This is a genomic window from Gammaproteobacteria bacterium (assembly GCA_016705365.1).
Lineage (GTDB): Bacteria > Pseudomonadota > Gammaproteobacteria > Pseudomonadales > UBA5518 > UBA5518.
Map to the genome: position 1 here is coordinate 771,865 of JADIYI010000008.1, position 22,905 is coordinate 794,769.

The following is a 22,905-nucleotide window of genomic DNA, read 5'->3' on the forward strand; positions in this document are numbered from 1 at the left end:
CCGCACCCGGGCGCATGCCGCGTATTCGTTGCCGGACAATCTCGATCGCCGGATCGGATTGCCGGCGGTACCGCATGGGTCCGGCGATCACACTCAATGACGAAACCCTCGTGCAGCAGCAGGGGTTGCTCAGGCGAGCGTGCCGCTGCGCATTGGCACCGGCTCCGCGCCGGGAAAAATCGCCCACTGCTGCTGTCCGTCGAGCGACCAGTGTTCGGCGAGCGCCGCACCGATCCATGAGCGTATATCCGAGGTCGGCCTGAGATCGCGTCCCTCGAACAAGTCCGCGCTCGCGAGACCGGGCCACTCGCCGAACACCCTGCCACCACCCAGCGCGCCGCCCGCGAGCAGCAGCACCGATGCGGTGCCGTGATCGGTGCCGCCGGTGCCATTGATGGCCACGGTGCGCCCGAACTCGGTGCCGATCGCGATCAGGGTGTTGCTCCACTGCGCGCCAAGTGCCTCGCGCAGCGCCTGCAGCCCCTCATCGAATTGCCTGAACTGTCTGTCCAGGCGATTGATCTGCGCGGTGTGCGTGTCCCAGCCGCTCATCTCCAGCACTGCGCAACTCGCGTCCGCGTTATCCGCCAGCAGTTGCCCGCAGGCGCGCGTCAGGTTGGCAAAACGCGGGCGGCGTGACTGCGCTCCCTCGATCTCGAGGCCCTCGCGCGTGGCGAGCCCCTCCTGCAGACGTGTGCGCAGGGCATCGTCGTGCTGGTAGAGCTGTAGCAGGCGCTGGTAGAGGTCCTCGTCGGCGCTCGGCAGCGTCGAGGGATACCATGTCTGGGCATGCCCCGTGCCGCGCAGGGTGATCGGCAGCGAGCGCGCTATGGCGATGCTTTCGCCGTGGTAAGCGCCCAGTGCGCGCGCCAGCCAGCCGTTGTCGTGCTCCACCGGCATCAGGCCGCACTCCAGTACATCCTGTGCGTCGAAATGCGATCGTGAACGGTACTGCGTGGCAACTGCCACCACCGGTGCGAAGCTGCGCTCGCGGTACCACGAATGGAGGGTCTTCAGTTGAGGATGCAGACCGTACCCGTCGTCCAGTGGCAACAACCGCTCATCGATTGCTCCGAACAGCACGCCGCGCGCCGCGCCCAGACCGCGATCGAAGGCCGGCACCACGGTATGCAGCGGGTCGAGAGCGCCACGCAGGATTATCCAGACGAATTTCCTTGGTGTTGCCGGGGCCGGCTCGCCGAGCACCCGCCGCTGATGCAACAACACCATCCCCGCCAAACCGAGGCCCAGAAACTGGCGTCTGTACATCGCTACCTCCGCTGGAATTCCGGGCTCATCAATAATATCGCCAAGGCCTGCTGGCGGCTCTCGGCGCCTTTCATCAGTCCGGCGGTATCTGTGGACAGCAGCGAGCCGAGCGCGTTGCGCGCGACATCGAGAGGCTCATCACGAATCCGGCTGGCGAGCTCATCGGCCCAGTCAATGCGCAGCATCAGCGCCTCGGAGCCATCCCAGGCGCTCGTGATATCGCCAAAGCCGGCCGGGGAGCCCGCGCCGAAGGGTTGTTGTCCGAGCGTGCCGAGCACCGCGATCAGGCCGCGCGTGCGTCGCCCGGGTGTGCCTGCGGCGCGCGCTGCCGAGATCACGAATTCGCGGGGGGTCTTGAGTTTTGCCGGTGGCAACGCCCAGGAGGCCGGATGCCCGAGCATGGTTGCGAGCACTTCGCGCAGCTCGCCGCCGGTGGCGAGCCAGCGTCTGCTCATGGCCTGCACCAGATCGAGCGGTGGCTGGTCGGTAACGAAGTGGCGCGCGAGCTTGAACGAGAGGTGGTGCGCGGTCGAAGGGTGCAGTGCGAGATCGAGCAGCATCGCCTTGCCCTGTTTCTGCCCGGTGACTGCATGACGTTTGCCGAGCAGCGTGCGCGTGCCTGGCTGGTGTGCCTGCTCGCGGAAGCGAAAACCCGGCGCTTCATTGCGCGCGATTGCACCCACGCTCCAGCCGGTGATGCCCATCGCGAGTTCGCGCACATCGTCCTGGGTGTAGCCGCCGTCCACGCCGAGCGTATGCAGTTCGAGAATCTCGCGCGCGAGATTCTCGTTGAGACCCCGCTCACGTCGCTTGCCGATTGCCGAGTCCGGACCGAAAGACTGCTCGTTGTTGAGATAGACCAGCATCGCCGGGTGCTGCTCGACGGCAAGCAGCAGATTGGCGAACTTTCCCGCGATATGCGGCGCTATCGCCTCCCGCTCCAGCGTTGGTGCCAGCGCTCGCATGCGCAGATTGCTGTCGCTCACGCTGAAATGGTTCGAGAAAAAATCCAGCAGATGCATCGCGAACGGTGCGTCGCTGCCGATGGCGGTGCCGAGCGTGTCGAGCGCGAGCGCATTGGCCATGCGCCCGATATCCGCGTGCGCAGGCGTGTCGGGTAACGCTTTGTCCGGGGCCTTGCCGGCAGCCGCCGTTTGCTTCTCGCTGCTCTTGCGGTTGCGGTTCATTTGCTGCTGGTGGCGGGCGAACAGCCGCTGCGCGGTATCCGAACTGCCGATTGCGGCGTCGAAGCCCAGTGGCCGCAACTGATCCAGCAGCCAACGTTGCGGCGCGGCGGATGAGCGGGCGATCTCTCCGGCGCGTGCGCCGAGGCCGAAACGATTGGTCGCGATTTCCGCGACGAATTGCGTCATGTGCAGTTGTCCCGCGCCGGGTGGCAATACGCTAACTATATACCGTTGTCCGGTTCGACCTCGCGCATTGCGAAAAATTGCGTCGCGCGAGTCGGTGCCGCTGTATCTATACTTTGCAGGCCCGTCAGCCTGCCGGGCACGAACAGGGAATTCCGATGGCGCAAGCCTGGGTCCGCCAAGCGCTACGACGTATCGACGCCGATTTCGCGCGCTCCGCCGACACGCATCTCGAGCGACTGGAAATACCGGGTTGCCCGGGGCTGGTGCTGTTCCTCAAGGACGAATCGACGCACCCGACCGGCAGTCTCAAGCATCGGCTGGCCCGCTCGCTGTTTCTCTACGGCATCTGCAACGGCTGGATCCGCGAGGGTTCGCTGGTCGTCGACGCGTCGTCCGGTTCGACCGCCATTTCGGAGGCTTATTTCGCGCGCCTGCTCGGGTTGCCGTTCTGCGCCGTGATGCCGCGCACCACCAGCCCGGAAAAAATCGACCGGATCGAGTTCTACGGCGGGCGCTGTCACCTGGTCGATGATCCCGGCAGCGTCTATGCCGAGAGCCAGCGCCTCGCCCGCGAGAGCGGTGGACACTATCTCGACCAGTTCACCTATGCCGAACGCGCCACCGACTGGCGTGGCAACAACAATATCGCGGAAACGCTGTTTGCGCAGATGCGCCTCGAGGATCATCCGGTCCCGCGCTGGATCGTTTGCGGTGCCGGCACCGGCGGAACCTCCGCGACCATCGGCCGCTTCCTGCGCTATCGCCAGATCGACACGCGCCTGTGCGTGGTCGATCCCGAGGGCTCGGTGTTTTTCGATTGCTATCGCAGCGGCCGGCGCGACGTGCCGGGCGCTCAGGTTTCGCGCATCGAAGGGATCGGGCGTGCACGCGTCGAGCCAAGTTTCATCCCGGAGCTCGTGGACCGGATGGTCCGGGTCGCGGATGTGGCGAGTATCGCCGCGGCGCACGTATTGTCGCAGCGGATCGGGCGACCCGTTGGCGGATCCACCGGCACCAACCTGATCGGTGCGCTGCAACTGCTGCACGAGATGCAGCTGGCCGGCGAGCAGGGCGCGGTCGCCACGCTGATCTGTGACAGTGGCCAGCGTTACGAACATTCCTTTTTCAACGACCAATGGTTGCACGCGCAGGGGCTGGACGTCGCGCCGTGGCGCGAGCTCATCGGCGAGTTCCTGCAGTACGGTCGCTGGCCGGATGCGCTGACCCAGATTCACTTCGAACGCGGAGGCTGAAGAGCATGTGCCGATGGCTGACTTATTGCGGCGATCCGATCTACCTCGACCGGATGATATTCGAAGCCAAGAATTCGCTGATACACCAGAGCCTGCACGCGCGTCTCAGTCACGTCACGACCAACGGCGATGGTTTCGGGGTGGGCTGGTATGCCGAGCGCAATACGCCCGGAACCTATCGCGATACCCTGCCCGCATGGAACGATGCGAACCTGCGCTCGATCGCGCACCAGATCCGCTCCGGACTTTTTTTCGCGCATGTGCGCGCCTCCACCGGCACTGCGACCTCGCGTTCGAATTGCCATCCGTTCAGTCATGGCAAGTGGTTGTTCATGCACAACGGCCAGATCGGTGGTTACGAGCGGGTGCGGCGCAAGATCGAGGCGCTGGTCGATGACCGTTACTATGCGCACCGCCTCGGCACCACCGACAGCGAACTGATTTTCTACCTGATGTTCACCGAAGGGCTCGAAACCGATCCGCTCGGTGCGCTGCGTCGCACCATCGGGCGCATCGTCGCGATCATGCGGGAGAACGACATCGGCGAGCCGCTGCGCTTCACCTCGGTGTTCAGCGATGGACACCATATCTACGCGGTGCGTTTCGCCACCGATGACAAGCCGCCGTCGCTGTACTGGCGCGAGACCGGGAAGGAGTGCCTGGTGGTATCCGAGCCGCTCGATGACGATCAGGGCGAATGGCAGGAGGTGCCACCGGGCCAGGTGCTGGTCACGGAGCGTCGCGGCGAGCTCGAAATCCTGCCGTTTGCCGCCGAGACCGGAGTTCAGCGCGCCAGGGCGCGGCTCAGGAACGGCAGGCTGCGCTCCATCCGGTAATCGATGCCGGAGTGCGTATCATCGAATTCCTCGTACACGTGGCTGATGCCGTGGCGGCCCAGTTCGCGTGACAGCAGCCGGCTGCCATAGTGGATGTGATACTGGTCACGCCAGCCGCAATCCACAAAAATTCCCTTCATCGTTTTCAGGTTGGCGCGATGTGCCCTGACCATGTGGACCGGATCATGGGCAAGCCAGCGTTTCCACCGTGCCTCGAGCAATTCGCCGGTATCGAGATCGAAGGGCAGGCGGAAGCCGTTCGGCGCTCGCGGATCGGGGTCGTAACTCGCGGCCATTGCGAGGTTCATCAGGCACATGATTTCCTTGCCCTCGGGCCGGTCCTTCTCCCAGACATGTTTCAGGAAGCGTCGCACCCGTCCATCATCGGTACCGGAGCGGCGTTTTGCATTGCCGCGAGGTGCGCTGTAGCGACCGCTCCGCAATGCGGGCTCGCGGTATTTGGCGAGTTCGTCCAGGGTGTTGGGCCAGTCGGCGCGGTACACGAAATCGAAATAGGCATCACCCGAATGATCGGCGACCGCCCCCCAGTACCCGGGGTACTTCATCGCATGCACGATCGCCCCGTATCCGCCCGATGATTTGCCGAAGCAGGCGCGTGCACCGCGCTCGGCACGGGTACGGAACTCGCCGTCGACAAAGGGGATCAGCTCGCGGGTGAGGTAGTCGGCATAGCGTCCGATCGCGCTCGAGTTGATGTACTGGTTGCCGCCAAGCGCCGTGAAACAATCGGGGAACACCACGATCGCCGGCGCCATGCGCCGTTCATGGATCAGGCGCGCGACGCGTTCGGGCACGTTTTCGTCGAAGGCGCGCCAGGCGATGTGCGAGGGGCCGGAGCCGGTATAACCCACCAGGTCGAACAGCACGGGAAAGCGTTTGTTGCCGCGCCCCTGATGGTACTGCGGTGGCAGCCACACGTTCAGGGGGCGTACATGGGGATCGCCGAGCGCGTTGTCTTCGAGTACCTTCGAAACGTGCTCCAGCGTGACCAGCTGGCCTTCGAGCGAGCTGCGGCGTTTGCGTGTCATGACGCATGACTTCCGTGGCTGGGGAGCATGCATGGTAGCGCGTCCGGTTCAGGGGCGGGGGGTGGATTTTCCGGCGCCCCGAACCAGTGCATACTGCGCGGGCAACGTTGGATAGATGTTGCAACCATTGATAATACGCGGTTTGCTGCCGCAAGGAGTTGCCATGGCCTACGCATTACCCATTCATCCGGCCGTGGATCACGGCATCCGGCGCGCGAGTGCGCGTTTTGGCGGTGGCACGTTGCGCTGCCACTGCACCGAGCGCCCGGTTGAAGTCGCGGTTGCCAGCCAGTGCGCGCACAACCACGTCTGCGGCTGTACCCAGTGCTGGAAACCGCCGGGGGCCTTGTTCTCGCAGGTGGCGGTGGTATCGCGTGCCAAGGTGACGGTCACCAGGCAGGCGCGCCAGCTCGGGGTCGTGGACCGCAAGGCGGTGATCAAGCGCTATGCCTGCAAGCGCTGCGGCGTGCATATGTACGGGCGGATCGACAACGAGACACACCCCTTCTTCGGGCTCGACTTCATACACACCGAGCTGTCGGCCGAAAAGGGCTGGTCACCGCCGCGTTTTGCGGCGTTCGTGTCTTCGATCATCGAGTCGGGGACCAACCCGGTCGAGATGAAGCGGGTGCGCTACCGCTTGCGCCGCCTGGGTCTCGAACCCTATGACTGCCTGTCGCCGGAGCTCATGGATGCGATCGCCACCCATGTGGCGCGCGCCAACGGCAAGCTGGTGGGCTGAGGCGCGGGCCATCGCGCCCGTGGCGGGGTGTTCAGGTCCAGGCGAAGCGGGGCTGCTCGAAGTGACTGACGCGCGTGTCGCGACCCGCCAGTGCCACTTCGCGGAACTGGTACAGCAGCGCCGCGGTCGGCGCGAAGATCTCGTGCCCCACGCTCGGCAGGTGCGCCGAGAGCACCGGATGCTCGCCGTGTGACGTGCGACGCAGGATAGGGATGTCGGGGGATTCCAGCTCGGCGAGAGGTACCCGGTAGCAGGCGGCGACTTCCGCCGGGTCGGGCCTCAGACCCGAGGCGTCCTCCAGCCACAGCACGAAGGGACGGATGCGAAAGCCCGAGCGGGTCGGGAAGTCGTCGAGCCGGCCGAGGATCGCGCCGTGATCGACGCGGATACCGAGTTCTTCGGCAAGCTCGCGCAGCGCGGCGTCTTCGTCAAGTTCACCGGCGTCCACACGACCGCCCGGCAGGGCAAACTGTCCGGCGTGGCGGTTGAGCGTTGTCGGGCGTTCGGTCAGCAGTACGCAGGCTTCGGCGGAATCGTCGGCGGATACCAGCGCGAGCACGACCGCTGCGTGGCGCAACTGGTGCGGATCGAGCTCGCGAGGATGGAAGCGGCACAACTTGGCATGGATGCTCCGACGCAGCGCCTGGTCGAAGCGACGCGCCGGATTCACGCGCTCGTCGCGATCGCCAACGACGGCGCGGGGCGGTTTCTTTCCAGGCATTCGATGGCTGCGTCACGGCATTTGCCACAGCAGGTCGAAACGAGCAGGGTTTCTTCGAGCTGGGCCATGGTGCGCACGCCGTGCTTCACCGCATCGGCGATATCGCTTTCGGTAACTGCATTGCAAATACACACATACATCCGGATCACCTTCCAGTCAGGGTTGCCGGAAGCAGACTATCGCAAATGCGAGTGATTCGCAATCGCGATCTGTCACGCCTTGCCCGCGATCCGACGGAATCAGCGCGAGGGCCAGTCCCAAGCCGGACCGCCTGCCTCACATCTTCGACTGAAGGTAGTTCTCGAGTCCCACCCGCCCGATCAACTCGAGTTGGGTCTCCAGCCAGTCGACATGCTCTTCCTCGGACCCAAGGATGTGCTCGAACAACTCGCGCGAAACGTAATCCTGCACCGACTCGCAGTGTGCGATCGCCTCGCGCAGAACCGGTATCGCCTCGAGTTCCAGTGCCAGGTCACACTCGATCATCTCGCGGGTGTTCTCGCCGATCCGCAAGCTGCCGATATCCTGCATATTGGGCAGCCCTTCGAGGAAGAGGATGCGCTCGATCAACTGATCGGCGTGCTTCATCTCGTCGAGCGACTCGTGGTACTCGTGTTCGTCGAGCTTGGTCAGACCCCAGTTCTTGTACATTCGCGCATGCAGGAAATACTGGTTGATCGCGCTCAGTTCCTGGCGCAATACCCTGTTCAGAAACTGGATGACCTGTTTGTCGCCTTTCATGCTCGCTCTCCGCTGCTTCGATTACGGCTCGCATGCTAGACGGCGCGCCGTTGCGTCGCAACCGCTTTACCCGGTTTGCGTTGCGCGGGTGCGCAAACGGTGCTTGCATAGCACCTCGTTTTCCTGGAGCCCGTCGCTCATGCGCCATTTTGCCGGTTTGCTGTTTAGCGTCCTGGTGTCGTTTGCGGCCGTGGCCGGCGAGACGCCGGTCGCGGGGCGTTTCAGTCTCGAGGATGTCTATGCGCCGGTCGTTGCGACCCGCGGCATGGTGGTCACCGAGGAGGAGCTTGCCACCGATGTCGGGGTCGCGATCCTGCGCCGCGGAGGCAATGCGGTGGATGCGGCGGTGGCGGTCGGGCTGGCGCTTGCGGTGGTGCTTCCCGAGGCCGGCAATATCGGCGGCGGGGGCTTCATGCTGGTGCATCTGGCTGCCGGCGGGCGCACGGTAGCGATCGATTACCGGGAGGTCGCTCCGCTCGGTGCGCAACGCGATATGTACCTCGCCGCGGACGGCAGCGTGGATCATGCGGAACTCGACCATGGCGCCAAAAGCATCGGGGTGCCCGGCACGCTGGCCGGTCTGGATCACGTATTGCGCGCATACGGGACGCTCGACTGGAAGGAACTCATCGAGCCGGCCATTGAGCTGGCGCATGATGGCTACGTACTGAACGCGACCCAGGCCGCCTCGCTGGCGATGGGCCGTGAACGCCTGCTGCGCAACGAGGAAGCGCGAAGGGTATTCATGGGCCCGGACGGGCAGAGCCCCGCCATGGGTTCGCGGCGCCGGTCTCCCGACCTGGCCAGAACCCTGAAGGCGCTGCGCCGTGATGGCGTGGCTGCGTTCTACCAGGGAGCGCTGGGTGAGCGCGTGGTCGCGGACGTGCAGCGCCTCGGCGGGGTGCTCGCCAGCGAGGACCTGCGTGCCTACCGCGTCGTGGAGCGCGAGCCGGTAACGGGCGAATATCGCGGCTATCACATCGTCTCGATGCCGCCACCGTCCTCGGGCGGCGTACACCTGGTGCAGATGCTGAATATCCTCGAGGGTTACCCGCTCGGCGCGATGGGCCTCGACAGCGCCGCCAGCGTGCACCTGATGTGCGAGGCCATGCGCCGCGCCTATGCCGACCGCAGCCGGTACCTCGGGGATCCGGATTTCGTCCGGGTGCCGGTTGCCGAGCTGACCAGCAAGGCCTATGCGGCGAGCCTGCGTGCCGGGATCGATCCGCTGCGGGCCACGCCGTCGGAGGAGGTGAAGCCGGGCGAGCTCGCGCCTTACGAAAGCCCCCAGACCACACACTTCTCGGTGATGGATCGCTGGGGCAATGCGGTCGCGAATACCTATACGCTGAACTGGAGCTTCGGCAGCGGCATCGTGGCGCGCGGGACCGGCATTCTCCTCAATAACGAGATGGACGATTTTTCCGCCAAGCCCGGCGAACCGAATATCTACGGGCTGATCGGTGGTGAAGCCAATGCGGTAGCGCCGCGCAAGCGACCGCTGTCGTCGATGACGCCGACCATGGTCATGAAGGACGGACAGGTGTTCGTGGTGACCGGCTCACCCGGTGGCAGCCAGATCATCACCACGGTGCTGCAGACGCTGGTCAACGTGATCGACCACGGCAGCAATATCCAGGGTGCAACCAACGCGCCGCGCTTCCATCACCAGTGGTGGCCCGACGAGCTGCTGGTCGAGAAGATCTTCAGCCCGGACACGATCGCGGTACTGCGTCGGCGCGGGCACCATGTGCGGAGCACCTCGCCCATTGGCACCACCCAGTCGATCCTGTATTGGGATGGCCTTTACCAGGGTGCAGCCGATCCGCGGCGCGGTGGTGGCAAGGCGGGCGGCCTGCAGCAATAGTAGCTACAGGCGGTCGCGCAAACCGCTCAGGTCATAGCCGGCGCGAGCGGCCGCACCGATGATGTCATCCGCAGCGAGTTCGCCGGCGCTGGCAAAGGCCCACAAGGTCGTGCAGCGCGTCCCGCTGCGGCAAAAAGCCAGCACCGGTTGCGCCGCGCTGGCCAGCAGTTGCCGAAACGCGATCACGTCGTGCTCGGTCATCGCTCCCGAAATCACCGGCTGATGATGGTAGGCCAAGCCGTGCTGCTTCGCTATTGCAGCGAGCTCGGCGGCGCTCGGCTGCCCCTGCGACTCGCCATCGGGACGGTTGTTTATCACGGTCCTGAAGCCCAGTCGCGCGACCTCGGCCAGATCGTTGCCGGTCAATTGCGGCGCGACGCTCAGGGCGTCGCTGAGTTTGCGTGTATCCACGGGATTGTCCTCGGAAAGCGGCGGCAGGATTGAGCGATGCGCGCTCGCGGAGCGGATAGCGGGCCTACGCAGGGCCGCGTCGACGGCCGATCAGGCCCAGCGCACCGAGCCCCGCGAGCAGCAAGCTCAGGGTCCCGGGAACGGGAACCGCCGTCGGTGGCCTCGATTGGCCCTCGAGCGCGAAGCCGACGTAGTATTGATTGCCCGCCAGCTCGCCGTTGGGGCGAAAGTAGCTATCGTCGCCGGCGCGCTTGTCGCTGCCCCAGCTCATGAAATTGCCGTTGATGCCGGTCAGGCTGATCCAGTACGAGCCTGCATCGAGGGTCCATTCGGGCAGATCCACTATCGCGTAATGGGTCGACTCCGAGCCCAGCTGAAGGTAATCGCTCCCGGAAAAATTGCGGCTGAACAGCCGCTTGCCCTGCGGGGCGTCCCAGATCGAGACGTTGAGATCGTTGCTGCCGCTCACGGTGTGGTCGAGCACTGCGAATGTGCCGCCCTGCAGCATCGAGGACTGCGCCAAGGTGAACGAGGCAAACATGCGGAAATTCAGGGTATCGGTATTGCAGGGCGAGCACCAGCCGCCGTCCCACGAGTCGAGCGGCTGCTCGTAGAGCGGCGCGGCGCTCGCAGTGCCCGCGAACAGGCAGCAAGCCAAAGACAATCGAAGCAATGGTGCAATTTTTCCTGCAGGCATTGGCTGCCTCCTGCTTGGGTTGCGGGTGAACGTTGGCGTCCCATCCGAGAGTATGGACTACAGATCGCGCCACGTCATCGTTGGCGTGAATGGCCCGCGCCCGGGTTGCGTTTGAAGCGAGCGCGGGCGGGCGGTGAATCGACGCTGCGCGTGGCAAGCCGGTGCGATGATTTGACCTGCGCCGACCCAGCGCATAGATTGGATTCCTCGACGGTGAGGGACGATGCAAACCATTTCCGACCCGCAGCAATGGCAGCAGTGGCTCGCGCAAGCCGGACATTTACTGCAGACAACCGTGCTGGTGCAATCGACGCTGATCCAGCTCGGCGCCGTGCTGCTCGCCGGAGCGTTTGCCGGGCTGGCGGCGAATCACCTGCGCGGCCTGCTGGGTGCGCTGGGCGATCGTGCCCGCGATTCGGCCGGGATGCGCAAGGTCATCGCTCGCGCCCAGGCGCTGGCACTGGCCGGCACCTGGCTGATCATCCAGTGGCTGATCCTCCTCGGCGCCCGTGCGCTGGAATGGCCGAGCGGTTTGCTCACGGTCACCGTCAACCTGCTCGCGGCCTGGGTGATCATCCGCCTGTTGTCGGGTTTCGTGCGCGATCCGATCTTTGCCAAGTTCATATCGATCGCGATCTGGGTGATCGCTGCACTCAATATACTCGGCTGGCTCGAGCGGGCAATCGCGCTGCTCGACGGTTTTGCGATGAGCTTCGGCGATCTTCGCATCTCCCTTCTGGTCGTGATCAAGGCGGTGCTGTCGCTCGCGGTATTGCTGTGGGTTGCCACGGTGGTATCGGAAATGTTCGAGCGCCGCATCAAGGGCTCGAAGGATCTCACCCCATCGGTGCAGGTGCTGTTTTCGAAGCTGTTCCAGATCGTACTGATCGCCATTGCGTTCATCGCGGCCCTGAGCACGGTGGGTATCGACCTCTCGGCCTTCGCGGTACTCGGCGGTGCGATCGGTGTCGGTATCGGTTTCGGCCTGCAGAAAATCGTCTCGAACCTGATCAGCGGCATCATCCTGCTGCTCGACAAGTCGATCAAGCCCGGTGATGTGATCACCGTCGGCGTCTATTATGGCGTGGTCAATTCGCTTGGTGCGCGCTATGTCTCGGTGATCACGCGCGACGGCATCGAGCACCTGATCCCGAACGAGGAACTGATCACCAACCGGGTCGAGAACTGGTCATACAGCGACAGCAATATCCGGTTGAAGGTGCAGATCGGGGTGCACTACAAAGCCGATATCCACCGTGCTCTCGCGTTGTGTGTGGAGGCTGCCGGCGAGGTGCCGCGGGTACTGAAGGAACCGGCCCCGGCAGGATTGCTGCGCGGCTTTGGCGACAGCTCGGTCGATCTCGAGCTGCGTTTCTGGGTCAACGATCCTCAGAATGGCCGTGCCAGCGTATGCAGCGATGTGCTGCTGCGTATCTGGGACAAGTTTCACGAGCATGGGATAGAGATTCCCTACCCGCAGCGTGATCTTCACCTGCGCACGCCGTCCGATATCGAGGGTCTGTTGCGCAGTTCGCGCGGATAGATAGATAGCGGCATTCGCACGCGAGCGGAGGGCTACCAGTAAACCCATTGTGCAGTCAGCAGCACGTAGGCGGTCACCAGGGCGTTGGTAACCATGTGCGCCAGCACCGCGTCGAGTACCCGGCCATGCCGATAGCGCGCCCATGCGTACAGGAGTCCTGCCAGCGTCCCCGCCATCCAGGCGCCGTGGAGCAGGCCGAAGGCCAGCGAGGAACCCGCTATCGCGAACCAGTTCAGCGGCAGCCTGTCGCTCATTGCCGCTTCGCGTCCGCAAAGCTTGCTCAACATGTACCCGCGAAACGCCAGTTCCTCGGCCAGTGGCACGGTGATGATCGAGCCGATGCTGCGCATCAGCAGCCAGCCAATGGTGATGGCGGGTATCGACTGCGCCAGCGCGAGCGAAAATGCCGCATCCGCATCCGCATTCTTTGGCACGGTCAGCAACCACAACCCGAACACCACGATGCCCGCCAGTACCGGCTCCCATGCGGGCCGGTAGCTACGCAGTTCGAGCGCGCGCCAGAAACAGAGCAGGACCGCGCCGGTCGCCAATACCCGCAGTGGGTAAAGCCAATCAAAGCCGGCTGAAAAGGCGCCGCTGACAAGTGTCACCGCCAGCAGCACGACGATCGGCAGCAGCATTGCGGTGGACAGCGGTTCGTGCCTGCGGGCCACCTGCGCGACGGGTGGTTTGTTGCGCACGAAAAATTGTGCGTTGTGAATGAGCGCGATCAATCCCAGGGCGATCGCGATGAATGCGATCCAGCCCGCCTGGGAATGAAATCCACCCAGCGCGATTTCCGGTGACCAACTGTCCCCGATGGCGATGAGCACCGTGATTCGCAGGGCATTGAACAACCAGATCGCAACGATGCCTATCGGATAGAGCAGCAAGGCCCTGGGAAAGCGCAACTCCGCGCGAAACAGGCTCAGGTACAGGGTCAGGAAGCCGATGATCAATCCGATACCCTCGTAGCCCGAGCAGTCAGGCGCGATATTCACGCGAAATTCGCTGGTGCCGAGGATCTTGTCGTTGAGCTCGGCGTAGATCATTTCGTCCGGGTACATCAGGGCGAGCAATCGTGCCGAGACGTGGAAAGTCAGTTCGGCGAGCGAACCCCACAAGCCCTGGCTGAGGCGCGCGACGACAGTCACCGCAGCGGCGACCAGCGCCGACAACAGCATTGCCTGTCGCAGCCGGCCCAGGAAAGAAAACCAGAAGCGGTAATGCGCCAGGCACGCAATGAACAGCAGCAGCGTTGCGGCGGCGAGAAAAACCCAGGCAATCAGCGTGGCCGAGGAAACCGCGCATGCCTCCAGGCTGGCAAAAAACACGTCGGAGCAGACGTAGAAAAGAGCAAACACCGACAGTTGGGCGAACAGGTACCGCTGCCAGTGGTGGCGTAGCGCCGCCCCGCACAGTTCCTGCCACAAACCGCGCAGGTTGGGCAGCATTGCCACCATCAGACCGGCGGCAAACAACAGGCCGAAATGCGTGGCCTGCACCGCATAGAACAGATACGGTTTGCACGCCTCGCTGACCCTGAGGTTGTGCGCATCGATGGCGGCGAACTCGGCAAACGCCAGCAGCACCAGCAAGACGATGCGCCAGCCGGCGCGCGTGTTGTCCGCAGACTCTTCAGGGGGAGCCGTGCTCATGATCGTGTCCGAAGCTGATTCGCGGGATAGCTGCGCGAGTATAGTTCAAAGCACGAGATCGGAAATCGCGTAGTCGTGGCGCCGCCTTTTGCGCGTGCCGGAATCCAAATGTTCTGGCTTCAGTGGCAGATATTGCCGCGTTGGCTGTTGTTTCCGGTGTTCTGCGCCTCGCGCATTACGGATCGCTCGCGCCGGCGACCGATCCCGTGCAGCGCAGCACCATGAAACGGGATCCTGTCACGCAGTCCAATGGCGCAATACCGTCGAATATCTTTACGCGAAATTTCGGTAGGGGTTAATATAATTCAATAACTACATGATAAATATAGAATAAAAATTTCAGGCATACCCTTTGCTTGAGTGATGGCGAACCTTCAAGCGTCGAGTTTGCGGTTCTTCAGGACCAAGTCCGATTGTACCTCGGTGTACCAACGGACTTGGGCTCAGATGCGGGGGTTTTTCAAAAGTTCACTGTAGGAAGGAGTTGGAAATGAAAACAAGGCTTTTGGTATCGGCAGCAGTGTGCGCCCTGGCGTTGGGCAGTGTGAACACATATGCCGGCAACTTTGGTCATGGCTACGGCAACAATGGAGGCAAAGACAACTTCAGCAAATTCGAGAAATTCAAAGGCTTTGACCAGGGCAAGAAATTCGACAAGTTCAAAGACTGGGACAAGCGCGACAAAGACTGGGGCAAAGGCAAGGGGAATTGCGGAAGCGTACCCGAGATCGATGCCGCGAGCGGAACGCTGGGCCTTGGCCTCACCGCGGGCCTTATTGCCCTGCTGAGGGGGCGTCGTCGCACCAGCTGATTCCTGGCGCTCGGGAAGTTGGTCTTGCGACCAGTCGATTCCGGATTGAAACCCGCCCACTGGGCGGGTTTTTTTCGCCTGCGACAGGCTGTTACTGGTTCCCCGGGCGCTAGATTCACAACGGTGGGCACCTATACTGCCAATCGTGTGGTGAACGGATGTGAATCATGATCGGCATGCGTGCTTTGCTTCTTCTCTCTGCTGCCTTGCTCGGCAACCCGGTTGCTGCCGGCGAAATCGAGGAGTTGCAGGCAAGAGCAAACCAGGGCGATGCGGTTTCCCAGGCGGAATTGGGTTTGCGATTCGCGGAGGGAGACGGAGTGGAGCAGGAGTTCGGGCAAGCGTTTCATTGGTGGACGCTGGCCGCGAATCAGGGTGATGCCCTGGCCCAGCGCAACCTGGGAGTGATGTACGCACAGGGCGACCATGTCGCGCAGGATTACACCCGGGCCGTGTACTGGTACACCCTGGCGGCAAATCAGGGCAGCGTGCGCGCCCAGTTCGATCTGGGCGTGATGTACCGCGAGGGCGCCGGCATCCGCCAGGACAATGCTCAGGCGGCCAACTGGTTCACGCTGGCCGCCAACGGGGGCAGCGTCGCGGCCCAGTATTACCTTGGCGTGATGTATACCAAGGGTGCGGGTGTCGCGCAGGATTATCGCCAATCGTTCATCTGGTGTTCCATTGCCGCGGACAACGGTGATGAAGGTGCGCCGCTATACCGTGATTTTGCCGCGACCAAGCTGGCGCCCGCTGTTCTGGACGAAGCGCGGCTCGAAGCCAAAGCGCTACGCGACAGAATTGCGCAGGCGGAGGAGGAGGAATAGCGCGGCGCCGGCCTCAGATTGACCCGGGCGACGCATCTGCTTCGCGCGGCAGCAGAAGCGGTGCGGCGATCTCGATCCAGCGTTCGATGACGCGCGCGATATACGCCGGGTCCGCGGTGTACTGCTCCTGTATCACCAGGCCGCGGATCAGGCACGCGTTCATCACCATCAGCAGATCCACGTCATCCTCGCGGCCGCTCGCGGCCTCGTAGCCGGCGCGTGTCAACGCGGCCGACTGCTCGTGCCATGTCTGCAACTCCGGAGCGACGCGGATTTTCAGCGCCGGATCAGTGCGCATGCGCACGAGGATTTCGAGCAGCGCGCGAAACTCGTCGGTGTTGGCGCCTTTCTGCCAGGTGTTCATCAGTTCGCGGGCGCTCGAGCGCGCCGCCCTGGGGCGGCGCGTGTTGCGGATCTGCAGGAAGGTGGCATTGTTCAGCAGCCAGTTCGCGGTGGCCGCCATCAGGTCTTCCTTGCTCGGAAAATGATGCTGCAGCGCGCCCTTCGATACGCCGGCACGCTCGACCACCCGATTGATCGAGGTGTCGGCATAGCCGTGTTCGACCAGGCATTCGGTCACCGCGCGGCAGATCCTGTTGCGCGCGATGGCTCGTTTTTGCTCCTGTTTGCCAGTTGTCGCGCCGTGCGGCGGTGGTTTGGACATGAGGCGATCCGGGCGTGCCGGTGCGTTGGCTGAAGTGTAGCGACTATAGCATATAAAAACAATACGGACGGCTTGTTTGCGTGTTGAATGAGTGCTACAAAAGCAATTCGGTGACAGCAGTTTGCGGAGGCGTGGAGCATGGCCGGAAAAACGGTTCGCATCGGTGGCGCCAGTGGCTTCTGGGGCGATGCGGCGATGGCGACGCCACAGCTGCTCGGTGACGGCAAGCTCGATTACCTCGTATACGATTATCTCGCCGAGATCACCATGTCGATCATGGCGCGCGCGCGCGCCAGGGATCCGCAGGCGGGTTATGCGAGCGATTTTGTCAGTGCGGCGATGAAACCGCACCTTGCCGAGATCGCGCGTCAGGGGGTGAAGGTGATTGCCAACGCGGGCGGCGTGAATCCAGGCGCCTGCGCCGAGGCCTTGCGGGCGCTGATTGCCGCCGCGGGGTTGAAGCTGAAAGTTGCGGTGGTTTGCGGCGATGAGCTGATCGGGCGCAAACAGGAGATTGCCGCCCGTGGCGCACGGGAAATGTTCTCGGGCGAGGCGTTTCCGGCGCTGAACACGATCGCCAGCATCAACGCCTACCTGGGGGCCTTTCCGATTGCCGTGGCCCTGGGTCATGGGGCCGATATCGTCATTACCGGCCGTTGCGTGGACAGCGCCGTAACGCTCGGGGCCTGTATTCACGAATTCAGCTGGGGGCGTGAAGATCATGACCGGCTCGCCGGTGGCAGTCTCGCCGGCCATATCCTCGAATGCGGTACCCAGGCAACGGGTGGCAATTTCACCGACTGGGAGCAGGTGGTCGATACCCTGGCCGACGCCGGCTATCCGATTGTCGAGATCGCACAGGACGGCGAATTCATCTGCACCAAGCCGGCTGATACCGGAGGAATGGTGTCGGTCGCAACCGTGGCCGAGCAAATGCTCTACGAGATAGGTGATCCGTGCGCCTATGTGCTGCCCGATGTGGTGTGCGATTTTTCTGCCGTGCGGATGGAACAGGTGGGCGAAGACCGGGTGCGGGTCAGCAATGCCCGCGGGCGTGGCGCGCCCGCGACGTACAAGGTCAGCGCAACATTCACCGATGGCTTTCGTGGCGGCGAGACCTGGACGGTCTACGGGCGCGACGCCGAGCGCAAGGCGCGCAAGATCGCGGATAACGCGCTGGCGCGTGCGCGCAAAACGCTGCGCCTGCTGGGCTTGGCGGATTTCGCCGAGACCAGTGTCGAGATCATCGGCGCCGAATCCCATTACGGCGCCTCACGGCGTGTATTCGGGGCGCGCGAGGTGAATCTCAAGGTCGCCGCGCGTCATGAAAGCGCGGCCGGCATTGGCGTGCTGTTCAAGGAGTTCGTGGGAACCGCGCTGGCGGCACCGCCCGGTCTCACCGGGTTCGCGGGCGGCCGCCCGCATCCGTCACCGGTCGTGCGCCTGTTTTCGCTGCTGCTGCCAAAGACCGAGGTGGAAATACTGGTGGATGTCGAGGGCGATCTGCATGCCTGCAACGACCCGCTGCCCGCGGCCGAGCTTCCCGCGGCGCCGGCACCTGTTCCGTCGCCGCCGGCTCCCGGTGGCGCGAACGTGGCGGTGGCGCTGGAACGACTCGCCTGGGGGCGCAGTGGCGACAAGGGCAACAACGCGAATATCGGCATCATCGCCCGCCGGCCCGAATACCTGCCCTATATCTGGGCCGCGTTGAGCATCGAGCGTGTGGCACAGCGTTTTGCCCATTTCCTGCAGGGCGAGGTGGAGCGTTTTTATCTCCCGGGTTTGCCGGCGATCAATTTTCTGTTGCACGATGTGCTCGGTGGTGGCGGCATGGCGAGCCTGCGCACCGATCCGCAGGGCAAGGGCTACGCCCAGTTGCTGCTGGATGAGCCGATCACGATTCCCGTCACGCTTGCGGAGACCCTCTGATGCCCGTTTTCCACAGCAGGATCCTTGCCGGCACGGACAGCTTCGCCGGCAATCGCCGCGATATGCTGGCGCTGGTCCAGAGGCTGCGCGAATACGAGGCGCGGGCCGTCACGCTGTCGGAGAAGCGCCGCGCACGTTTCGAGCAGCGCGGCCAGCTCACGCCGCGCGAGCGGCTCGCGCGCCTGCTCGACCCCGGCATGCCGTTCGTCGAGCTCTACAACATGGCCAACTTCCTGGTCGACGACCCGAGTCCCGACACCAGTGTGCCTGGCGCGAGCATGATCGGCGGCATCGGTTTCGTGAGCGGTGTGCGTTGCGTGCTCTATGTCGATGACAGTGGCATCAACGCTGGTGCCGCGACCACCACCTCGGTCACCAAATCACTCGGTGTGCTGGAGCTTGCGCTGCGGCACAAGCTGCCGTTCGTGCACCTCGTGGAGAGTGCCGGCGCCAACCTCCTGCAGTACACCGTGGAGTTGTGGGCCCATGGCGGAGGCATGTTCTACGGCTTGGCGAAGCTCAGCGCGGCGGGTATTCCGACCCTGGCGGTGTTGCATGGGCCGTCCACCGCGGGTGGCGCCTACCAGCCCGGCATGAGCGATTACGTGATCGGTGTAAGGAACAACGGCATGGCGGCGCTGGCCGGTGCCGCGTTGCTCCGCGCCGCGACCGGCGAAGTCGCCGACGATCGCGAACTGGGCGGATCGGAAATGCACGCCAGTGTATCGGGGCTGGTGGAATACCTGGCCGAGGATGATGCGCACGCTCTGCTGCTCGCGCGCGATCTGCTCGCGCGGCTCGACTGGAACAAGGGCTGCGCGCGGCTTCCCGCGCGCGATTTCAGGGCGCCGTTGCATGACCCGGATGAAATTGCCGGGCTGGTGCCGGTGGATTACCGCAAGCCCTACGATATGCGCGAACTCGCGGCCCGCCTCGTCGATGGCTCCGATTTCATCGACTTCAAGCCGCGCTACGGTGCGGCGACGGTGTGTCTGCAGGCCGCGATCTTCGGGCATGCCTGCGGGATCATCGGCAACAACGGACCGATCGATCCGGCGGGCGCGACCAAGGTCGCGCAGTTCGTGCAGCTCTGCGAGCAATCACGGCTGCCGCTCGTCTTTCTCAGCAACACCACCGGCTACATGGTCGGCACCGAGTACGAACGCGCCGGCATGATCAAGCACGGCTCGAAAATGATCCAGGCGATCTCCAACGCCGATGTGCCGCGCATCACGCTGTATATCGGAGCCAGCTTCGGTGCTGGCAACTACGGCATGTGCGGCTATGCCTACAAGCCGGATTTCCTGTTTGCGTGGCCCAACGCGATGACCGGGGTGATGGGCGGCGAGCAGGCGGCCGGCACCATGGAGCAGGTTGCGCGCGTTGGTGCCAGGCGCCGTGGCATCGAGCTCGACGAGCAGGTGCTGGCGCAGCAGCGTGCCGCGGTGATCGCCCATTACGACCGCCAGTCGGGCGCGTTCTACACCTCGGGCCGTTGCCTCGATCACGGCATCATCGATCCGCGCGATACCCGCAAGGTACTCGGTTTCGCACTGGATACCTGCTGGGAGGCGCGCCAGCGCAGGCTGCAGCCGAACAGCTTCGGCGTGGCGCGGATGTGAGCGGGAAGTTTCAGGGAGATGCCCAGGTGAGCCGGATTCGAAGCATATTGGTTGCCAATCGTGGCGAAATCGCACTGCGCGTGATGCGCACCGCGAAGGCACTCGGTTACCGCACCATTGCCGTTTATTCCACGGCCGACGCCGATGCGCCGCATGTGCGCGTGGCCGATGATGCGGTGCTGCTCGGCCCGGCGCCGGCGGCACAGTCCTATCTCGATGGCGGACGCATTCTGCGGGCGGCGGCGCAGACCGGGGCCGATGCGATCCACCCGGGCTATGGCTTCCTGTCGGAGAACGCCGGTTTTGCGCGCGCGGTCGAAGCCGCCGGCCTGGTGTTCATCGGCCCGAGCGCGGAAGCGATCGACATGATGGGCAACAAGGCGGCGGCCAAACGCCGCATGATCGCGGCCGGTGTCCCCTGCGTACCAGGGTATGAGGAAGAAGATCAGTCCGCTGCGACCCTGATAGCGGCGGCTGCCGCGATCGGTTACCCGGTCATGGTCAAGGCGGCTGCCGGTGGCGGAGGCCGTGGCATGCGCCTGGTGCTTGAGTCCGGCGCGCTTCCCGGCGCGCTCGCCAGCGCGCGATCCGAGGCGCTGAACGCCTTCGGATCCGCGGAACTGATTCTCGAAAAAGCCATCGAATGCCCGCGCCATGTCGAGTTCCAGGTATTTGCCGACAGCCACGGCAACATCCTGCACGTTGGCGAGCGGGACTGCTCGGTGCAGCGTCGTCATCAGAAGGTGGTCGAGGAAGCACCGTGTCCGGTGCTGGACGATGCGCTGCGTGCGCGCATGGGTGCGGCGGCGGTCGAGGCCGCGCGCAGCATCGATTACCGCGGCGCCGGCACGGTGGAGTTCCTGCTCGACGAGAGTGGCGCGTTTTATTTCCTCGAGATGAACACCCGGCTACAGGTCGAACACCCGGTGACCGAGATGATCACGGGACTCGATCTGGTGGCGCTGCAGATTCGCGTCGCCGAGGGAAAGGCGCTGGGAATCACCCAGGAGCAGGTACGGTTCTCGGGGCATGCGATCGAGGCGCGGCTCTATGCCGAAGACCCGTCCAGGGATTTTCTCCCGGTCAGCGGCCGGGTGGCGCTGTGGCAACCGGCGAGCGGCGATGGCGTGCGCGTCGATGCGGGTATCGCCAGCGGCCAGCTGATCTCGCCGTTCTACGATCCGATGCTCGCGAAGATCATTGCCTGGGGCGAGAGCCGGGATATGGCAATCGATCGTCTGGTCGGCGCGCTGAGCGCCTCGCGGCTGTTCGGGCTCGCCACCAACAAGAGCTTTCTGGTCGATATCCTGGAGCGTGAAACTTTCCGCAGGGGCCAGGCAAGCACGGCATTCATCGATCAGGAATTCGCGGGCGACATCGGCGATGCCGCGGTGCCCGGCCGCGAGGATGCCGCCATTGCCGCGCTGCTGGAGTTCCTGGCCGGGCGTGACCGGGCGCGGGCAGCGACGCTCGGCTGCCCCGAGGAATTGCTCGATTGGTCATCGCAGGGCACGTCATTCACGCACTATCGCTATGCCGCGCAACCACCTTTCGATCTGCGCCTGGTGCCTTCGGGTGGAGGACGCTACCGCGTGCTCCACGGGCAGGACGAGATGCAGCTGGAGGTGCTCTCGCACAGCGCCGATACGCTCAGCGTGCTGCTCGATGGCCGGCGCGAGTCGGTCGGCTATTTCGGCGAGCAGCCCGGTATCGTGCATCTCGCGCGCGGGCGGCGCACACTGGTGCTGCGCAACGAGCTGATGTTTGCCGGTATGGCAGAGGAATCATCCGCGGGCGGGCGGGTCAGCGCACCGATGCATGGCGTGCTGCTCGAGGTGTTCGTGAAACCCGGCGAGCGCGTTGCCAGGGGCACACGTCTGGCGGTGCTCGAGGCGATGAAGATGCAGCACGAACTGCTCTCTTCGGTGAATGGCGAAGTGCGCGAGGTCGCAGCCACGGCTGGCACGCAGGTGACGGCCGATGATCTGCTGATCGATATCGAGGTGGATGAAGCAACCTGATGGCGGGGGTTGTGTCCTGAGCGAGTGGGAGAAGCGACATGGTTGAACAAGCGGCCGATTTCCGCGAGGAGAGTGAACTCCTGTACCGTTTGCTCGAACCGCTGGCTGACGCGGAATTCGAGAAGAAAACACTGTTCAAGAACTGGACGTTGACCCATGTGCTGGGGCATCTCCATTTGTGGAACTGCGCGGCGGATATCGCGCTGAACGACAGCGCGGCGTTCGAGCATTTCGCGGCCAGCGTTACCGAGGCCGTCGTGAAGGGCAGCCTGCGGGCATTCGAGAACGAGTGGCTCGCCGGCCGCCGCGGCAGGGCATTGCTGGAGGAGTGGCGCGCGTTCTACCTGCCGATGTCGCGGCGGATCGAACAGGCGGACCCCCGCCAGCGGGTGAAATGGCTCGGTCCCGACATGAGCGTACGCTCGAGCATCAGCGCACGCCTGATGGAAACCTGGGCGCATGGCCAGGAGGTATTTGATCATCTGGGGGTGCGTCGCATCGACACCGATCGCATCCGCAATATCGCGCAACTCGGCGTGAACACCTTTGGCTGGACCTTCGGCAATCGCGGGATGAAAGCGCCCGGCGCCGCGCCACGGGTCACGCTGCTGGCTCCATCGGGTGCGACCTGGGAATGGAATGGCGACAACACCGCGGACCACGTCCAGGGCAGTGCCACCGAGTTCTGCCAGGTCGTGACCCAGACGCGCAATATCGGCGACACCGGCTTGCGGGTGAGCGGCGCCGTTGCCGAACAGTGGATGGCGATTGCGCAGTGCTTTGCCGGCCCGCCGGAGCAGCCGCCCGCAACCGGCACGCGGCACCCTGATTCGTGATCGGGCACTGGTATACACTGGCGCCCGTGGTTTCA

General features: G+C 64.1%; 21 protein-coding genes. 11 read left to right on the top strand and 10 right to left on the bottom strand.

Going from position 1 to position 22,905, the window contains the following annotated elements:
* Nucleotides 1-129: 129 nt before the first annotated feature.
* Nucleotides 130-1,269 carry a DUF1501 domain-containing protein gene (locus tag IPF49_11130; GenBank protein ID MBK6288166.1) on the bottom strand — a complete coding sequence of 380 codons (1,140 nt, stop codon included), beginning with the start codon at nt 1,267-1,269 and terminating at the stop codon, nt 130-132.
* Between the two features lie 2 nt (nt 1,270-1,271).
* On the bottom strand, nt 1,272-2,642 hold the full coding sequence (locus tag IPF49_11135; protein ID MBK6288167.1) for a DUF1800 domain-containing protein: 1,371 nt from the start codon (nt 2,640-2,642) through the stop codon (nt 1,272-1,274).
* A 155-nt stretch (nt 2,643-2,797) separates the two neighbouring features.
* Here IPF49_11135 and IPF49_11140 point away from each other — a divergent pair, with 155 nt between their 5' ends.
* Nucleotides 2,798-3,895, top strand: coding sequence for a PLP-dependent cysteine synthase family protein (locus IPF49_11140; protein ID MBK6288168.1), 1,098 nt, complete (start codon nt 2,798-2,800; stop codon nt 3,893-3,895).
* Nucleotides 3,896-3,900: 5 nt separating this feature from the next.
* A complete protein-coding gene (locus IPF49_11145; protein MBK6288169.1) occupies nt 3,901-4,731 on the top strand; it encodes a class II glutamine amidotransferase in 831 nt (276 codons plus the stop codon).
* Here the strand turns inward: IPF49_11145 and IPF49_11150 are convergent.
* Nucleotides 4,680-5,780, bottom strand: a complete 1,101-nt coding sequence (locus IPF49_11150) for an enterochelin esterase (protein ID MBK6288170.1) — start codon at nt 5,778-5,780, stop codon at nt 4,680-4,682. The genes IPF49_11145 and IPF49_11150 overlap by 52 nt on opposite strands.
* 163 nt (nt 5,781-5,943) lie before the next feature.
* Here IPF49_11150 and gfa point away from each other — a divergent pair, with 163 nt between their 5' ends.
* Nucleotides 5,944-6,522, top strand: a complete 579-nt coding sequence (gfa, locus tag IPF49_11155; protein ID MBK6288171.1) for an S-(hydroxymethyl)glutathione synthase — start codon at nt 5,944-5,946, stop codon at nt 6,520-6,522.
* Nucleotides 6,523-6,553: 31 nt separating this feature from the next.
* Here the strand turns inward: gfa and IPF49_11160 are convergent, their stop codons facing one another.
* The 3 genes from IPF49_11160 to bfr all read right to left on the bottom strand — a co-directional run bounded on the left by IPF49_11160 (nt 6,554) and on the right by bfr (nt 7,984).
* Nucleotides 6,554-7,243 (bottom strand): CoA pyrophosphatase, encoded by a 690-nt coding sequence (locus tag IPF49_11160; protein MBK6288172.1) that lies wholly within the window; start codon nt 7,241-7,243, stop codon nt 6,554-6,556.
* Nucleotides 7,189-7,383 carry a (2Fe-2S)-binding protein gene (locus IPF49_11165; protein ID MBK6288173.1) on the bottom strand — a complete coding sequence of 65 codons (195 nt, stop codon included), beginning with the start codon at nt 7,381-7,383 and terminating at the stop codon, nt 7,189-7,191. The genes IPF49_11160 and IPF49_11165 overlap by 55 nt, the downstream gene beginning before the upstream one ends.
* 136 nt (nt 7,384-7,519) lie before the next feature.
* Nucleotides 7,520-7,984, bottom strand: coding sequence for a bacterioferritin (gene bfr, locus IPF49_11170; protein MBK6288174.1), 465 nt, complete (start codon nt 7,982-7,984; stop codon nt 7,520-7,522).
* 139 nt (nt 7,985-8,123) lie between these two features.
* Between bfr and ggt the strand changes: the two genes are divergently transcribed.
* Entirely contained in the window at nt 8,124-9,851 is a 1,728-nt protein-coding gene (gene ggt, locus IPF49_11175; GenBank protein MBK6288175.1) for a gamma-glutamyltransferase, read from the top strand.
* Nucleotides 9,852-9,854: 3 nt separating this feature from the next.
* Here ggt and IPF49_11180 read toward each other — a convergent pair whose 3' ends face one another.
* Both IPF49_11180 and IPF49_11185 read right to left on the bottom strand, forming a co-directional pair.
* Complete coding sequence (locus IPF49_11180; protein MBK6288176.1) at nt 9,855-10,262, bottom strand: TIGR01244 family phosphatase; 408 nt, start codon at nt 10,260-10,262, stop codon at nt 9,855-9,857.
* 64 nt (nt 10,263-10,326) lie between these two features.
* The gene (locus tag IPF49_11185; GenBank protein ID MBK6288177.1) at nt 10,327-10,959 is read right to left on the bottom strand and encodes a PEP-CTERM sorting domain-containing protein; all 633 of its coding nucleotides are present in this window, start codon (nt 10,957-10,959) and stop codon (nt 10,327-10,329) included.
* 223 nt (nt 10,960-11,182) lie between these two features.
* On the opposite strand from IPF49_11185, the gene IPF49_11190 reads away from it, so the two are divergent.
* Nucleotides 11,183-12,502 (top strand): mechanosensitive ion channel, encoded by a 1,320-nt coding sequence (locus IPF49_11190; protein MBK6288178.1) that lies wholly within the window; start codon nt 11,183-11,185, stop codon nt 12,500-12,502.
* Nucleotides 12,503-12,534: 32 nt separating this feature from the next.
* Here the strand turns inward: IPF49_11190 and xrtE are convergent, their stop codons facing one another.
* On the bottom strand, nt 12,535-14,160 hold the full coding sequence (gene xrtE, locus IPF49_11195; GenBank protein MBK6288179.1) for an exosortase E/protease, VPEID-CTERM system: 1,626 nt from the start codon (nt 14,158-14,160) through the stop codon (nt 12,535-12,537).
* A 490-nt stretch (nt 14,161-14,650) separates the two neighbouring features.
* Here xrtE and IPF49_11200 point away from each other — a divergent pair, with 490 nt between their 5' ends.
* A complete protein-coding gene (locus IPF49_11200) occupies nt 14,651-14,971 on the top strand; it encodes a hypothetical protein (protein ID MBK6288180.1) in 321 nt (106 codons plus the stop codon).
* A gap of 167 nt (nt 14,972-15,138) precedes the next feature.
* Nucleotides 15,139-15,798, top strand: coding sequence for a sel1 repeat family protein (locus tag IPF49_11205; protein ID MBK6288181.1), 660 nt, complete (start codon nt 15,139-15,141; stop codon nt 15,796-15,798).
* A gap of 13 nt (nt 15,799-15,811) precedes the next feature.
* On the opposite strand, the gene IPF49_11210 is transcribed toward IPF49_11205, so the two are convergent.
* Nucleotides 15,812-16,462, bottom strand: a complete 651-nt coding sequence (locus tag IPF49_11210) for a TetR/AcrR family transcriptional regulator (protein ID MBK6288182.1) — start codon at nt 16,460-16,462, stop codon at nt 15,812-15,814.
* A 138-nt stretch (nt 16,463-16,600) separates the two neighbouring features.
* Between IPF49_11210 and IPF49_11215 the strand changes: the two genes are divergently transcribed.
* From IPF49_11215 to IPF49_11230, 4 genes are read left to right on the top strand one after another with little or no spacing between them, the layout of a single operon-like run.
* Nucleotides 16,601-18,391, top strand: a complete 1,791-nt coding sequence (locus tag IPF49_11215; protein ID MBK6288183.1) for a DUF1446 domain-containing protein — start codon at nt 16,601-16,603, stop codon at nt 18,389-18,391.
* Entirely contained in the window at nt 18,391-20,013 is a 1,623-nt protein-coding gene (locus IPF49_11220) for an acyl-CoA carboxylase subunit beta (protein MBK6288184.1), read from the top strand. Before IPF49_11215 ends, IPF49_11220 begins: the two co-directional genes overlap by 1 nt.
* A gap of 26 nt (nt 20,014-20,039) precedes the next feature.
* Nucleotides 20,040-22,034 (top strand): acetyl-CoA carboxylase biotin carboxylase subunit, encoded by a 1,995-nt coding sequence (locus tag IPF49_11225; GenBank protein MBK6288185.1) that lies wholly within the window; start codon nt 20,040-20,042, stop codon nt 22,032-22,034.
* Nucleotides 22,035-22,072: 38 nt separating this feature from the next.
* The gene (locus IPF49_11230) at nt 22,073-22,870 is read left to right on the top strand and encodes a TIGR03084 family protein (protein ID MBK6288186.1); all 798 of its coding nucleotides are present in this window, start codon (nt 22,073-22,075) and stop codon (nt 22,868-22,870) included.
* The last annotated feature ends 35 nt before the right edge of the window (nt 22,871-22,905 follow it).

Excerpts from the sequence above, each read along its gene's own strand:
- IPF49_11190 (MBK6288178.1), top strand. The coding sequence starts at position 11,183 with ATGCAAACCATTTCCGACCCGCAGCAATGGCAGCAGTGGCTCGCGCAA.
- IPF49_11185 (MBK6288177.1), bottom strand. The coding sequence starts at position 10,959 with ATGCCTGCAGGAAAAATTGCACCATTGCTTCGATTGTCTTTGGCTTGC.
- IPF49_11140 (MBK6288168.1), top strand. The coding sequence starts at position 2,798 with ATGGCGCAAGCCTGGGTCCGCCAAGCGCTACGACGTATCGACGCCGAT.
- IPF49_11210 (MBK6288182.1), bottom strand. The coding sequence starts at position 16,462 with ATGTCCAAACCACCGCCGCACGGCGCGACAACTGGCAAACAGGAGCAA.
- xrtE (MBK6288179.1), bottom strand. The coding sequence starts at position 14,160 with ATGAGCACGGCTCCCCCTGAAGAGTCTGCGGACAACACGCGCGCCGGC.
- gfa (MBK6288171.1), top strand. The coding sequence starts at position 5,944 with ATGGCCTACGCATTACCCATTCATCCGGCCGTGGATCACGGCATCCGG.
- IPF49_11135 (MBK6288167.1), bottom strand. The coding sequence starts at position 2,642 with ATGACGCAATTCGTCGCGGAAATCGCGACCAATCGTTTCGGCCTCGGC.
- IPF49_11165 (MBK6288173.1), bottom strand. The coding sequence starts at position 7,383 with ATGTATGTGTGTATTTGCAATGCAGTTACCGAAAGCGATATCGCCGAT.
- IPF49_11145 (MBK6288169.1), top strand. The coding sequence starts at position 3,901 with ATGTGCCGATGGCTGACTTATTGCGGCGATCCGATCTACCTCGACCGG.
- IPF49_11215 (MBK6288183.1), top strand. The coding sequence starts at position 16,601 with ATGGCCGGAAAAACGGTTCGCATCGGTGGCGCCAGTGGCTTCTGGGGC.
- IPF49_11150 (MBK6288170.1), bottom strand. The coding sequence starts at position 5,780 with ATGACACGCAAACGCCGCAGCTCGCTCGAAGGCCAGCTGGTCACGCTG.
- IPF49_11200 (MBK6288180.1), top strand. The coding sequence starts at position 14,651 with ATGAAAACAAGGCTTTTGGTATCGGCAGCAGTGTGCGCCCTGGCGTTG.
- IPF49_11130 (MBK6288166.1), bottom strand. The coding sequence starts at position 1,269 with ATGTACAGACGCCAGTTTCTGGGCCTCGGTTTGGCGGGGATGGTGTTG.
- IPF49_11205 (MBK6288181.1), top strand. The coding sequence starts at position 15,139 with ATGATCGGCATGCGTGCTTTGCTTCTTCTCTCTGCTGCCTTGCTCGGC.
- IPF49_11220 (MBK6288184.1), top strand. The coding sequence starts at position 18,391 with ATGCCCGTTTTCCACAGCAGGATCCTTGCCGGCACGGACAGCTTCGCC.
- IPF49_11160 (MBK6288172.1), bottom strand. The coding sequence starts at position 7,243 with ATGCCTGGAAAGAAACCGCCCCGCGCCGTCGTTGGCGATCGCGACGAG.
- ggt (MBK6288175.1), top strand. The coding sequence starts at position 8,124 with ATGCGCCATTTTGCCGGTTTGCTGTTTAGCGTCCTGGTGTCGTTTGCG.
- bfr (MBK6288174.1), bottom strand. The coding sequence starts at position 7,984 with ATGAAAGGCGACAAACAGGTCATCCAGTTTCTGAACAGGGTATTGCGC.
- IPF49_11230 (MBK6288186.1), top strand. The coding sequence starts at position 22,073 with ATGGTTGAACAAGCGGCCGATTTCCGCGAGGAGAGTGAACTCCTGTAC.